The organism is Variovorax sp. P2_H12 (genome assembly GCF_056403395.1).
In genome coordinates this window covers 106,107-118,053 of the sequence record NZ_JBFUFO010000006.1, presented here as the reverse complement: position 1 = coordinate 118,053, position 11,947 = coordinate 106,107, and the positions used below count along the sequence as shown (strand labels likewise).

Sequence of the window (11,947 nt, the reverse complement as noted above, 5' to 3'; positions counted from 1 at the left end):
AGCACGGAGGTTGCCGAATGAGCGCAGCCTTCATTTACCTGGCGTCGCAGAGCCCGCGCCGGGCGCAATTGCTGGCGCAGATCGGCGTGCGCCATGAGTTGCTGCTGGCCTCGGCCGACGAAGACGCCGAGTCGCTCGAAGCCGTGCTGCCCGGCGAATCGCCGACGGCCTACGTGCAGCGGGTCACGGCGCTGAAGCTCGATGCCGCCGTGGCGCGGCACGAGCGCCGCGGCCTGCCGGCGGCGCCGATCCTTTGCGCCGACACCACCGTGGCGATCGGCCGCACGATCCTCGGCAAGCCGGAGGATGGCCCCGATGCCGTTCGCATGCTCCAGCTGCTGTCGGGCCGGACCCACCGCGTCATGACCGCGATCGCGCTGCAGCACGGCGGCCGGCGGCAGGCCGCGCTCAACGTCTCGCACGTGCGCTTTGCCGCGCTCGCCGCGCCGCAGGTCGCCGCCTATGTCGCCAGCGGCGAGCCGCTCGGCAAGGCCGGCGCCTATGCGATCCAGGGGCGGGCCGCGGCCTTCATCGAACACATCAGCGGCTCGCATTCGGGCATCATGGGCCTCCCGATGTTCGAGACTGCCGAGTTGCTGCGCCAGGCCGGCTTCGAGACCTAGAAAAACATGCAAGACATCCTGATCAACTGGTCCCCCCAGGAGACCCGCGTCGCCCTGGTCGAGCACGGCGCCGTGCAGGAGCTCCACGTGGAGCGCACGCTCGAGCGCGGTCTGGTCGGCAACATCTACCTGGGCAAGGTGTCGCGCGTGCTGCCGGGCATGCAGTCGGCCTTCATCGACATCGGCCTGGACCGCACCGCCTTCCTGCACGTGGCCGACATCGTGGCACCGTTCACCCCGGGCTCGCGGCCGAGTACCCCGACGCCCGAGCGCGATCATCGCAACGGCGGCGCCATGGTGCCGATCGAGAAGCAGGTGTTCGAGGGCCAGTCCTTGCTGGTGCAGGTGATCAAGGACCCGATCGGCACCAAGGGCGCGCGTCTGTCGACCCAGATCAGCATCGCCGGGCGGCTGCTGGTCTTCCTGCCGCAGGACAATCACATCGGTGTTTCGCAGAAGATCCCGCCCGACCTGCGCGATGCGCTGCGCAGCCGCATGCAGCTGCTGATCGAGGCGGCGGCCGCGGCCGACAGCGGTGGCGTGGTGCCCGCCAACACCGGCGGCTTCATCCTGCGCACCAACGGCGAGGATTCGAGCGACGCCGAGCTGGCCGAGGACATCGCCTACCTGCGCAAGACCTGGACCCGCATCCGCGAGCTGTCGGTGCGGATGCCGCCGATGTCGCTGCTGCACCAGGACCTGAGCCTGTTGCAGCGCGTGCTGCGCGACATGACCAGCGAGGACACGCAGACGATCCGCATCGACTCGCGCGAGCAGTTCGAGTCGCTGCTCAAGTTCGGTCTCGAGTTCATGCCGCAGGCGGCCGGCAAGCTGCAGCTCTACAAGGGCGAGCGGCCGATCTTCGACCTCTATTCGATCGACGAGGAGATCGCCAAGGCGCTGGGCCGCAGGGTCGACCTGAAGTCCGGCGGCTACTTGGTGGTCGACCAGACCGAGGCGCTGACCACGGTCGACGTCAACACCGGCGGCTTCGTCGGCGCGCGCAATTTCGACGACACCATCTTCAAGACCAACCTGGAGGCGGCGCAGGCCATCGCGCGGCAGCTGCGGCTGCGCAACCTGGGCGGCATCGTGATCGTCGACTTCATCGACATGGCCCGCGACGACCATCGCGAGCAGGTGCTGGCGGAGTTCCGCAAGCAGCTCGCGCGTGATCGCGTGAAGACCACCGCGGGCGGCTTCTCGCAACTGGGGCTGGTCGAGATGACGCGCAAGCGCACGCGCGAATCGCTGGCCCACATGCTGTGCGAGCCGTGCCTGGCCTGCAACGGCCAAGGCATCGTGAAGACCGCGCGCAGCGTGGCCTACGACGTGCTGCGCGAGATCCTGCGCGAGGCGCGCCAGTTCACGCCGCGCGAATTCCGCATCGTCTCGTCGCCGCAGGTGATCGAACTGTTCCTCGACGAGGAGAGCCAGCACCTGGCGGGCTTGAGCGACTTCATCGGCAAGCCGATCTCGCTTCAGGCCGAGCCCGCGATGGGACAAGGCCAGTACGACATCGTGTTGCTCTAGCTCGCCCCCAGGTTGCCCGGCACTTCGTGTCCGGGCGCCCACCCCCTGCCGAGGGCAACACCAGCGGCCCGGCGAAGCAGGTTCCGCGGTAGGACTGTTGCTCGCCCCCAGGTTGCCCCGCACTTCGTGTCGGGGCGCCCACCCCCTGCCGGGGGCAACACCGGCGGCCCGGCGAAGCCGGTTCCGCGGTAGGACTGTTGCTCGCCCCCAGGTTGCCCCGCACTTCGTGTCGGGGCGCCCACCCCCTGCCGGGGGCAACACCAGCGGCCCGGCGAAGCCGGTTCCGCGGTGTTTCACCAACGGGCCTGGCTGCGCCGGCCGCGGTCAGAGGGTCGCGGCTTGTCCGGGAGGGGTGGTGCGGATAGCGTTGGTCTGCAGCCGGGCGTAGAGGCCGTCGAGCGCCATCAGCTGTTCGTGCGTGCCGTGCTCGGCGATGCGGCCGTGCTCCATCACGACGATGCGGTTGGCATGCTGGATGGTCGAGAGGCGGTGGGCCACGATCAGCGTGGTGCGGCCCTGCATGAGGCGCTGCAGCGCCTCCTGCACCAGCCGCTCGGATTCGGTGTCGAGCGCCGAAGTGGCTTCGTCGAGCAGCAGGATCGGCGCGTTCTTGTAGAGCGCACGTGCGATCGCCAGGCGCTGCCGCTGGCCGCCCGACAACTGCGTCGCGTTGTGGCCCAGCACGGTGTCGATGCCCTGCGGCAGGCCTTCCACGTGGACGGAGAGATTGGCGGCAGCGACGCATTCGAGCACGCGGTCGCGGTCGATCGCGGCGCCGAGCGCGACGTTCGCTGCCAGGCTGTCGTTGAGCATCACCACGTCCTGGCTGACCATCGCGAACTGCGCGCGCAGGCTGGCCAGCTGCCATTCGCCGACCTCGTGGCCATCGAGCAGTACTTCGCCGGCGCTCGGCAGCACGAAGCGCGGCAGCAGGTTGACCAGCGTCGTTTTCCCGGAGCCCGAGGGGCCGACGAAGGCGATCACCTCGCCGGGCTCGATCGCCAGGCTGACGCCGTCGAGCGCGCGTGCCTCGTCGTCGCCGCGGTAGTTGACGCAGACGCGCCGCAGCTCGATGTGGCCGGCTGCGCGTTCGAGCACGAACCGGCCCTGCGTTTCCGAGGGAACCTCATCGATCAGCGCCAGGCCGCGCTCGAGCGCGGCCAGCCCGCGCGTGATCGGATTGGCCATGTCGGCGAGGCGCCGGATCGGCGCGATCAGCATCAGCATCGCCGTCACGTACGAGATGAAGCCGCCGACCGTCAGCCCTTTCTCCCCGGCCTGCCAGAGCGCGATCATCACGACGATCGACAGCGCGAAGGCGGCAAAGAGCTGCGTGAGCGGCGTCATCGCGGCCTGGGCGATGGTCGATTTCACGGCCAGGCGATTGAGGCTGTGGCTCAGGCGCTCGAAGCGCTCGCTCTGGCTGGCTTCGGCACGATGCAGGCGCACCATCTTGTGGGCGAGCACGTTCTCCTCGACCACGTAGGCCAGTTCGTCGGTGGCATGCTGCCCGAGGCGCGTCAGGTGGTAGAGCCGCTTGGACAGCACCTTCATGATCCAGGCCACGCCCGGCACCATCACGCCGACGATCAGCGTGAGCTTCCAGTTCAGGTAGACCAGGTAGAACAGCAGCGCCACCGTCACGAAGCCATCGCGCGACAAGCTCAGCAGCGCCTGCACCAGCAGCATGGCGCCGGTCTGCACCTCGTAGACCACCGTGTTCGACAGGGTGCTGGCCGACTGACGCGAAAACAGGGCGAGTTCCGCTTCGAGCAGGCGCTGGAACAGCATGCGCCGCAGTCCCTGCATGCCTTCATTGGCGATGCGCGCCAGGGCATATTGAGAAATGAACTGCGCCACGCCGCGCACGAGGAAGAGCAGGATGATCGCCACCGGCACGATCCACAGCGCCAGTTGTCCGCGCGTGAAGCCGCGATCGAACAGCGGCTTGAGCATCGCGGCCAGCAGGGGCTCGGTGAGCGCGGCGACCGCCGCGGTCGCGATGCCCAGCGCCCACCAGCGGCGCGAACTGCCGAACCAGGTCATCAGGCGCGCGAGTCGTCGGGTCAGGGGGAGGCGCACCGTGTCGGTGGCGGGGGAGGGCTGCATGGCGGCGCATTCTACGGGCGTGCTCCTTGTAGGACCGGGCCGGGTCATACACGTTTTGTGACCTCCCTGCCATCGCAACATGTACCATGTGAGCTGTTTTGTCCGAGACAAGAAACTTAATCCTCGGAAACCTCTCCGAATTGCATGAAAAAGCCGTTGCAAGACCTCTCCCCAACCCCTTCTTCATCGTTCTCCGCTCGCCGCGCCTTGATTGCGGCCCTTGCCGCCACCCCCGTGCTTCCCGCGCTGGCCCAGTTCCGGGTCGAGGTGTCGGGTGTCGGGGTGACGCAACTGCCGATCGCGATCGCTCCGTTCCGGGGCGAGGAGTCGTCGCCGCAGAAGATCTCCGCCATCGTGCAGGCCGACCTCGAGCGCAGCGGACAGTTCCGCGGCGTCGATGCCTCCGGCCAGTCGCTCGACGAGAGCTCGCGGCCCGACCTGAGCCTGTGGCGCCAGCGCACCGCCGATTCGCTCGCAGTGGGCAGCGTGACGCGGCTGGCCGACGGCCGCTTCGACGTCCGTTTCCGCCTCTGGGACGTGGTCCGCGGGCAGGACCTGGGCGGCCAGAGCTACACCGTCCCGCAGGGCGACCTGCGGCTGGCCTCGCACCGCATCGCCGACTACATCTACGAAAAGCTGACGGGTGAGAAGGGCATCTTCTCGACCCGTATCGCCTACGTCACCAAGGGCGGCAGCCGCTACACGCTGTGGGTGGCCGATGCCGATGGCGAGAACGCGCAAGCCGCGCTCGCCAGTCCGGAACCGATCATCTCGCCGTCCTGGTCGTCCAACGGCAGCCAGTTGGCCTACGTGTCCTTCGAATCGCGAAAGCCGGTGGTCTACGTGCACAACGTGGCCAGCGGCCAGCGGCGCCTGGTGGCGAACTTCCGCGGCTCCAACAGCGCCCCGGCCTGGGCCCCGGACGGCGGCACGCTGGCCGTCACGCTGAGCCGCGACGGTGGCTCGCAGCTCTACACCATCTCGTCCGGCGGCGGAGAACCGCGCCGGCTCACGCAAAGCAACAGCATCGACACCGAGCCGGTCTATTCGGCCGACGGCAGCACGATCTATTTCGTCAGCGACCGCGGCGGTGCGCCGCAGATCTACAAGATGGGCGCCAGCGGCGGGAACCCGACCCGGGTGACCTTCAGCGGCGCCTACAACATTTCTCCGTCGGTCAGCGGCGATGGTCGCTGGCTGGCCTATATCTCCCGCGTGGGCGGGGGCTTCAAACTCCACGTGATGGAGTTGGCCACCGGCAACGTGCAGGCGATCACCGACACCACGGCCGACGAGAATCCCAGCTTTGCACCGAACAGCAAACTGATCGTCTACGCCACCAAGCTCCAGGGGCGCGAGGCCCTGATGACCACGACGCTCGACGGCAAGATCAAGGCGCGACTGGCGGGGCAGGCAGGAGACATCAGGGAACCGGACTGGGGTCCGTTTCAAAAGCAATGATTAACTTGAGGAGTTCGAAAAAATGTTGAAACGTACGATTTATTCGTTGGCCATCGTGGCGTTGATCGCTGGTTGCTCGTCGGGCACCAAGCTGAACGAAGCGCCGGTGGTCGACCGTGGCGCAGGCCAGGGTTCGGGCGGGGCCGCCAGCGGCGTGGCGCCGGTGACCATCGATCCCAACGCGCAGAACGCGCAAGGCCCGGTCGGCGTGGCACGGATCATCTATTTCGACTTCGACAGCTACACGGTCAAGCCCGAGTTCCAGCAGTTGATCGACGGCCATGGTCGCTTCCTCAAGGCCAACCCGAACCGTCGCGTGTCCATCGAAGGCCACACCGACGAACGCGGCGGCCGCGAGTACAACCTGGCGCTGGGCCAGAAGCGCTCCGAAGCCGTGCGCCGGGCGCTGGTCCTGGTCGGTGTCAACGATGCCCAGATCGAGGCCGTGAGCTTCGGCAAGGAAAAACCGGCGGCGCAGGGCAGCGGTGAAGATGCCTGGGCGCAAAACCGCCGCGCCGAGATCACCTACCGTTGATCATGCGCGGCCTTTCATTGCGGGGCGTGGCCCTCGCATCCGCCTTTCTGTGCACCTCGCTCGGTGCGCAGGCGGCACTGTTCGAGGACGACGAGGCGCGGCGCGCGATCCTCGACCTGCGCCAGCGGGTCGAGACCATGCGCTCGCAGTCGGAGCAGCGGCAGAGCGAGGAAAGCGCGCAGCTGCGGCGCAGCCTGCTCGATCTGCAGAACCAGATCGAGCAGATGCGCGGCGACCTGGCGCGCATGACCGGCCAGAACGAGCAGCTCACGAAGACCGTTACCGATCTCCAGCAGCGGCAGACCGATGCCGACGACCGGGTCAAGAAGAACGAGCCTTCCAAGGTCGCTGTCGACGGCCGCGAATTCAATGCCGATCCCAAGGAGAAGGCCGACTTCGACGCCGCGCTCGGCATCTTCCGCGCCGGGCAGTTCGCGCAGGCACAGACCGCGTTCGCCGACTTCGTCAAACGCTATCCGCAGAGCGGCTACAACGCTTCGGCGCTGTTCTGGCTCGGCAACGCGCAGTACGCGACCCGCAACTACAACGAGGCCATTGCCAACTTCCGCTCCATGCTGTCGCTGGCGCCCGATCATGCGAAGGCGCCCGAAGCCGTGTTGTCGATCGCGAATTGCCAGATCGAGCTGAAGGACACGCGCGCGGCGAAGCGCACGCTCGAGGACCTCACCAAGGCCTATCCGCAATCGGAAGCGGCACAGGCCGGCCGCGAGCGGCTCTCGCGCTTGCGCTAGGGACTTGACTACCGCGAGCACCGTCGTCGCCGCGGACGACGCCGACCTGGCCCGCCGTTTCGGCGGCCTTGAGCGCCTCTATGGCGTGGCGGGTGCGGCGGCCATTCGCGACGCGCACGTGCTGGTCGCCGGCATCGGCGGCGTCGGTTCGTGGGCGGTCGAGGCGCTGGCTCGCAGCGGGGTAGGGAGGCTCACCCTGATCGATCTCGATCACATCGCCGAATCCAACATCAACCGCCAGATCCATGCGCTCGACGCGACCGTGGGCCAGGCCAAGGTGGAGGCAATGCGTGATCGCATTGCGCAGATCAACCCCGCATGCCGGGTACTGGCGCTCGACGAATTCGTCGAGCCGGGCAACTGGCAGGCCTTGCTGGCCGCGGCGCAGGAAGCGAACGGCCCGGTGACGGCCGTGATCGATGCCTGTGACCAGGTCAAGGCCAAACTGGCGATGGCTGCCTGGGCGCGCGAAACCGGCACCGATTTCGTCACCGCGGGCGCGGCTGGGGGGAAACGCCTGGCGCACCGGGTCGAGATCGACGACCTCGCATTGGTGACCCACGATCCGCTGCTGGCGCAACTGCGCCAGCGTCTGCGCAAGGAGCACGGTGCGCCGCGCGAAGGCCGCAAGATCGGCGTCGCCTGCGTCTTCAGCCGCGAGAGCGTGGCGCCGCCGGACGCCTCCTGCGCGGTCGAGGGCGATGGTTCGCTCAATTGCCACGGCTACGGTTCGGTGGTGAGCGTGACCGCAACCTTCGGACAATGTGCGGCGGGCTGGCTTTTGGACCGGATTGCTCGCAAAGTCACGCTATAATTTCGGGCTTTGCCGGACTCGACGCCGGTTGAAAGAAGCAGAAGAGAATCTGCAGAATTTGAAGAATTTTGGTCTTGGGACGTTAGCTCAGTTGGTAGAGCAGCGGACTTTTAATCCGTTGGTCACAAGTTCGAATCTTGTACGTCCTACCAAGCCTCAGAGCGCTCCCCGTAAGGGTGGAGCGCTCTTTTTTTTGTAGCGCACTTTGCTATTGAATTAGGCACTTTGCGGAACACACTTCCGCAAACATGCGATTCATCTAAGCGGGCGCACCTTCTTCATCTGGGCTCGCGCCTCGTCCAATTGCTTGTCGAAGGCTCTCGCGTCCGGCTGCGCAGTTTTTCTTGGCGGGCGCCTGCGCTTGAGCCGCTGCCGACAATGGCGAGAGGATGGCATGCATCGACTCGCGTGGGGCCCTGACGACGGTCAAGGAATCGCCGGCCGGCCCACGGCACGAGTGGGTTCGTCCGTGCTCCCGAAGCGGTCGAAGCTGACCAGCACCGCGACGACACCGAGGGCTGCAACAGGGCCTGCGGCCGGATGAACGATGGAAGCCAGGATGGGTGCAACCAGAACCAGGTGCCTGAGTCCCCAGCTGTAGAGGATGCCGGCTCGCCGCACGTAGGCCTTGCCCGCATCGCTCCAGCGATTGCGTGCCTCGGAGCCTACCGGCATCGCGCTGATGAATCCGGCGTGGTTGTAGTAGCGCACCGCCATGACCGACGACAGGAGCGAGGCGAATAGCAGCGACATGAGAACGAACTCGAGCGCGAGTCGCACCGTGAACATCGGCAGCCCAGGTGCGTCACCGAAGGCCGAATGCAGCGAGGGAGCGGCCAGGGTCGCGGTGCCCATCAACGCCAGCGCAGCCGTCGATGCGGTCATCGTGGCCGACATCAGCGAGTTGCGAAGCGTCTGTACCGCCAGGATTTCCGAGCCCTTCTGTGCCGAGACGGCCGCGAACCATTCCTCGCGCAGCACCGCGTGCGCGGTGCGCGCGAGGCGTTCGGGCCTTCGGCGATGCCCGAAAGCAAGGGCAACCTCGTAGGACATGAGGATGGCCACCGTGGTCAGCGCCGCGAGCCAGGTCGCCATGGTCGTCATCTGCCGAACTCAAGCAGCGTGCGGCACCGGCACGCGCTTGCGGCGCTCGAAGAACTCGAATGCGCCCATGCCCACCAGCATCGCGGCCACGAAGACGAGCGCCTTGATTTCGCCCATTCCGAGGGAAACGAGGGCCGGGCCGGGGCAGAACCCTGCGACGCCCCAGCCAATGCCGAAGAGCACGCCGCCGAGGACCAGGCGGCGGTCGATGTGGCGCGCTGAAGGCAGTCGCATCTCGGCGCCGAGGAAGGACACCGCGCGACGGTTGGCCACCGCGAAGGCGACGGCGCCCACTGCGATGGCTCCTGCCATCACGAAGGCCAGAGAGGGATCCCAGCTGCCGGCGAGGTCCAGGAAGCCGAGCACCTTGGCCGGGTTGGCCATGCCGGACACGATGAGGCCGAGGCCGAAGACCAGGCCTGCGAGAAGCGAAGCGAATGCAATCATGAAGGACTCCTCAGATACCGAGCAGATGACGCGTCACGAACACCGTGACGAAGCCTGCGCCCATGAAGGCGGCCGTGGCGACGAGCGAGCGGGGCGAAAGGCGAGAGAGGCCGCAGACACCGTGGCCGCTGGTGCAACCAGAGCCGTAACGCGTACCCGCCCCCACGAGCAGCCCAGCCAGAATCAACTCGCCATACCCGGCGTCGATCTGTGGCTTGGGCAGCGCCGCGAACAGCAGGTAGACCAGCGGCGCGCCGACCAGTCCCAGGACAAAGGCGACGCGCCAGGCCGTGTCGCCCGAGGAAGGCCTGAGCAGACCTCCGAGCACCCCGCTGATGCCCGCGATGCGCCCGTTGAGCAACGCGAACATTGCCGCAGCGATGCCGATGAGCACGCCACCGGCCAGCGCGGCGAGCGGCGTGAAGTGGTTCCAGTCAATGGACATCATTCTTCCTTCGGACAGTAGAGACGGTAGAGAAGTGCGAGGATTTCAAGCATCGACGGGTCGGCCACGCTGTAGAAGATGCTCTTGCCCTCGCGGCGCGTTTGGACCACCCCTTCGTTGCGAAGAACGCCGAGTTGCTGCGAAAGGGTCGGCTGGTGGATGCCCAGCGTCTGCTCGAGGTCGCTCACACACATCTCGCCTTGCGAGAGCTGGCACAGCAGGAGCAAACGGTCTTCATTGGCGAGCACCTTGAGGGCGCCGACCGCCTGGCCGGCGGCGCTGCGCAGGGCTTCGGGGTCGATGACGGGGGAACGGTGCTTCATGGGGGGCTGCATTTCAATATCGATTGACATATTATGTAGAGAAATATAATATCTGTCAATTGAATGAACGCCGCACTCACGGAGGACTCCCATGACGACCCGCACGACGACCCAAGGCTTCTTCGACCCCCATACGTGGACGGTCTCCTACGTCGTCTGGGACCATGCGACGGAGCGGGCCGCGGTCATCGACCCGGTGCTGGACTACGACTTCAAGTCGGGGCACACCAGCACGGCCTCGGCCGACCGGCTGCTGAACTATGTCCGGGAAAAGGGCCTGCAGGTCGATTGGATTCTGGAAACCCACGCGCACGCCGACCACCTGTCCGGCGCGCGCTACGTCCAGGCGCAGGTCGGTGGACTCATCGCCATCGGCGAGAACATCCGTACCGTGCAGGCGACCTTCAAGAAGCTCTACAACCTGGAGCGCGGCTTTCTGCCGGACGGGAGCCAGTTCGACCACCTCTTCAGGGACGGCGAGGTCTTCAAGATTGGCGCGGTCGAGGCCACCGCATTGCTGGTGCCGGGTCACACCCCGGCAGACATGGCCTATCTGGTGGACGGCTGCGTCTTCGTCGGCGACACGCTCTTCATGCCCGACGTCGGCAGCGCGCGCGCGGACTTTCCTGGTGGCGACGCACGCCAGCTCTACGCCTCGATGCGCAGACTGCTGGACCTGCCGCCTGAAACCACGATGTACGTCTGTCACGACTACCCGCCTGCATCGCGCCAGGCCCGATGGCAGACCACCGTCGCCGAGCAGCGAGTCCACAACATCCATGTGCGCGACGGTATCGGCGAGGATGCCTTCGTCGCAATGCGCACGGCGCGCGACGCCACCCTTGATGTTCCGACGCTCATTCTCCCGTCGATTCAGGTGAATGTGCGGGGCGGGCAGCTTCCGCCCCCGGACGACAACGGGGTCGCCTACCTTCGCATCCCGCTGAATGCCCTTCCTGTGCACCCGCACCTCGAGGGCAATCAGGAAGCTTGAGCCCGGCCTGGGGCCTGGCAATTCAAAAGGGGCATCATGAACACGAAATCACACTGGGAATCCGTCTACGGGACGCAGGCTCCGGAAGCGGTCAGCTGGTACGCTGCGCATCTGCTGCTTTCGCTTCGATACGTGCGGAAGGCGGCCCCCGCAAAGGACGCCCGCATCATCGACGTCGGCGGCGGTGAGTCGACGCTCGTGGATGACCTCCTGGCCGATGGCCGCAGCAACATCACCGTCCTCGACATCTCCACGACCGCGCTCGATGTCACCAGGCATCGCCTGGGGGCCCTGTCGAGCAAGGTGACATGGTTGGCCGGCGATGTGCTTGATGTCGACCTTCCCATTGCCGCATACGACGTCTGGCACGACCGGGCGGTGTTCCACTTTCTCACGAGCGACGAGCAGCGCCAACGCTACGTCGAACAGGTGCTCAAGGCGCTCAAGCCTGGCGGCTACGCCATCGTCGGGACCTTCGGACCCGAAGGTCCCGAGAAATGCAGTGGCTTGCCGGTGGCACGCTACGAGCCGACCGCACTGCACGCCAGATTCGGGGAGCCTTTTCAGTTGGTCGACAGCAGCATCGAAGTGCACAAGACGCCCTGGGGGGCGCCACAGCAGTTTGTCTATTGCTTTTGCAAACGGCAGCCGCAATAGTCATCGGCCGCGGCCGCCGCTTCAAAGGGCGTGCCGGGGACAGTGCGGCAATCTGCATCCCGAAGGTGCCCGGCTACCCGGCCGGTCGGACGCACCGAAGACAGCAGCCGAAGTCGGCGAGAGCAGGCGGTCCAGATGGCGAATGGCCAC

13 protein-coding genes and 1 tRNA gene are annotated in these 11,947 nt (G+C 66.5%); 9 read left to right on the top strand and 5 right to left on the bottom strand.

The genetic code is table 11. From position 1 onward, the window contains the following. The first annotated feature begins 17 nt into the window (after window positions 1-17). Together AC1DYK_RS05925 and rng are read left to right on the top strand one after the other, a co-directional pair. Window positions 18-623, top strand: coding sequence for a Maf family protein (locus tag AC1DYK_RS05925; RefSeq protein WP_478165416.1), 606 nt, complete (start codon window positions 18-20; stop codon window positions 621-623). Between the two features lie 6 nt (window positions 624-629). Then, window positions 630-2,156 carry a ribonuclease G gene (gene rng, locus AC1DYK_RS05920; protein WP_478165415.1) on the top strand — a complete coding sequence of 509 codons (1,527 nt, stop codon included), beginning with the start codon at window positions 630-632 and terminating at the stop codon, window positions 2,154-2,156. A gap of 324 nt (window positions 2,157-2,480) precedes the next feature. On the opposite strand, the gene msbA is transcribed toward rng, so the two are convergent. Beyond that, complete coding sequence (gene msbA / locus AC1DYK_RS05915; protein ID WP_478165414.1) at window positions 2,481-4,265, bottom strand: lipid A export permease/ATP-binding protein MsbA; 1,785 nt, start codon at window positions 4,263-4,265, stop codon at window positions 2,481-2,483. 144 nt (window positions 4,266-4,409) lie between these two features. Between msbA and tolB the strand changes: the two genes are divergently transcribed. From tolB to AC1DYK_RS05890, 5 genes are all read left to right on the top strand, one after another. After that, window positions 4,410-5,726 carry a Tol-Pal system beta propeller repeat protein TolB gene (gene tolB, locus AC1DYK_RS05910; protein ID WP_478165413.1) on the top strand — a complete coding sequence of 439 codons (1,317 nt, stop codon included), beginning with the start codon at window positions 4,410-4,412 and terminating at the stop codon, window positions 5,724-5,726. Between the two features lie 22 nt (window positions 5,727-5,748). Further along, window positions 5,749-6,261 (top strand): peptidoglycan-associated lipoprotein Pal, encoded by a 513-nt coding sequence (gene pal, locus AC1DYK_RS05905; RefSeq protein ID WP_442286840.1) that lies wholly within the window; start codon window positions 5,749-5,751, stop codon window positions 6,259-6,261. Window positions 6,262-6,263: 2 nt separating this feature from the next. Then, window positions 6,264-7,013 (top strand): tol-pal system protein YbgF, encoded by a 750-nt coding sequence (ybgF, locus tag AC1DYK_RS05900; RefSeq protein WP_478165412.1) that lies wholly within the window; start codon window positions 6,264-6,266, stop codon window positions 7,011-7,013. A gap of 4 nt (window positions 7,014-7,017) precedes the next feature. Beyond that, complete coding sequence (locus AC1DYK_RS05895) at window positions 7,018-7,827, top strand: tRNA threonylcarbamoyladenosine dehydratase (protein ID WP_478165411.1); 810 nt, start codon at window positions 7,018-7,020, stop codon at window positions 7,825-7,827. Window positions 7,828-7,903: 76 nt separating this feature from the next. Beyond that, window positions 7,904-7,979: transfer RNA gene (locus AC1DYK_RS05890), tRNA-Lys, on the top strand. 274 nt (window positions 7,980-8,253) lie between these two features. On the opposite strand, the gene AC1DYK_RS05885 is transcribed toward AC1DYK_RS05890, so the two are convergent. From AC1DYK_RS05885 to AC1DYK_RS05870, 4 genes are read right to left on the bottom strand one after another with little or no spacing between them, the layout of a single operon-like run. Then, complete coding sequence (locus tag AC1DYK_RS05885; protein WP_478165410.1) at window positions 8,254-8,922, bottom strand: DUF599 domain-containing protein; 669 nt, start codon at window positions 8,920-8,922, stop codon at window positions 8,254-8,256. 18 nt (window positions 8,923-8,940) lie between these two features. Continuing rightward, window positions 8,941-9,378, bottom strand: coding sequence for a DUF6691 family protein (locus AC1DYK_RS05880; protein WP_478165409.1), 438 nt, complete (start codon window positions 9,376-9,378; stop codon window positions 8,941-8,943). A gap of 10 nt (window positions 9,379-9,388) precedes the next feature. Beyond that, window positions 9,389-9,823 (bottom strand): YeeE/YedE family protein, encoded by a 435-nt coding sequence (locus tag AC1DYK_RS05875; protein WP_478087469.1) that lies wholly within the window; start codon window positions 9,821-9,823, stop codon window positions 9,389-9,391. Continuing rightward, window positions 9,823-10,146 (bottom strand): metalloregulator ArsR/SmtB family transcription factor, encoded by a 324-nt coding sequence (locus AC1DYK_RS05870; RefSeq protein ID WP_478165408.1) that lies wholly within the window; start codon window positions 10,144-10,146, stop codon window positions 9,823-9,825. The genes AC1DYK_RS05875 and AC1DYK_RS05870 overlap by 1 nt, the downstream gene beginning before the upstream one ends. A 91-nt stretch (window positions 10,147-10,237) precedes the next feature. Here AC1DYK_RS05870 and AC1DYK_RS05865 point away from each other — a divergent pair, with 91 nt between their 5' ends. After that, window positions 10,238-11,140, top strand: a complete 903-nt coding sequence (locus AC1DYK_RS05865; protein ID WP_478165407.1) for an MBL fold metallo-hydrolase — start codon at window positions 10,238-10,240, stop codon at window positions 11,138-11,140. Between the two features lie 36 nt (window positions 11,141-11,176). Further along, window positions 11,177-11,797 carry a class I SAM-dependent methyltransferase gene (locus tag AC1DYK_RS05860; RefSeq protein ID WP_478165406.1) on the top strand — a complete coding sequence of 207 codons (621 nt, stop codon included), beginning with the start codon at window positions 11,177-11,179 and terminating at the stop codon, window positions 11,795-11,797. The last annotated feature ends 150 nt before the right edge of the window (window positions 11,798-11,947 follow it).

Excerpts from the sequence above, each read along its gene's own strand:
- AC1DYK_RS05925 (WP_478165416.1), top strand. The coding sequence starts at position 18 with ATGAGCGCAGCCTTCATTTACCTGGCGTCGCAGAGCCCGCGCCGGGCG.
- rng (WP_478165415.1), top strand. The coding sequence starts at position 630 with ATGCAAGACATCCTGATCAACTGGTCCCCCCAGGAGACCCGCGTCGCC.
- msbA (WP_478165414.1), bottom strand. The coding sequence starts at position 4,265 with ATGCAGCCCTCCCCCGCCACCGACACGGTGCGCCTCCCCCTGACCCGA.
- tolB (WP_478165413.1), top strand. The coding sequence starts at position 4,410 with ATGAAAAAGCCGTTGCAAGACCTCTCCCCAACCCCTTCTTCATCGTTC.
- pal (WP_442286840.1), top strand. The coding sequence starts at position 5,749 with ATGTTGAAACGTACGATTTATTCGTTGGCCATCGTGGCGTTGATCGCT.
- ybgF (WP_478165412.1), top strand. The coding sequence starts at position 6,264 with ATGCGCGGCCTTTCATTGCGGGGCGTGGCCCTCGCATCCGCCTTTCTG.
- AC1DYK_RS05885 (WP_478165410.1), bottom strand. The coding sequence starts at position 8,922 with ATGGCGACCTGGCTCGCGGCGCTGACCACGGTGGCCATCCTCATGTCC.
- AC1DYK_RS05880 (WP_478165409.1), bottom strand. The coding sequence starts at position 9,378 with ATGATTGCATTCGCTTCGCTTCTCGCAGGCCTGGTCTTCGGCCTCGGC.
- AC1DYK_RS05875 (WP_478087469.1), bottom strand. The coding sequence starts at position 9,823 with ATGTCCATTGACTGGAACCACTTCACGCCGCTCGCCGCGCTGGCCGGT.
- AC1DYK_RS05870 (WP_478165408.1), bottom strand. The coding sequence starts at position 10,146 with ATGAAGCACCGTTCCCCCGTCATCGACCCCGAAGCCCTGCGCAGCGCC.
- AC1DYK_RS05865 (WP_478165407.1), top strand. The coding sequence starts at position 10,238 with ATGACGACCCGCACGACGACCCAAGGCTTCTTCGACCCCCATACGTGG.
- AC1DYK_RS05860 (WP_478165406.1), top strand. The coding sequence starts at position 11,177 with ATGAACACGAAATCACACTGGGAATCCGTCTACGGGACGCAGGCTCCG.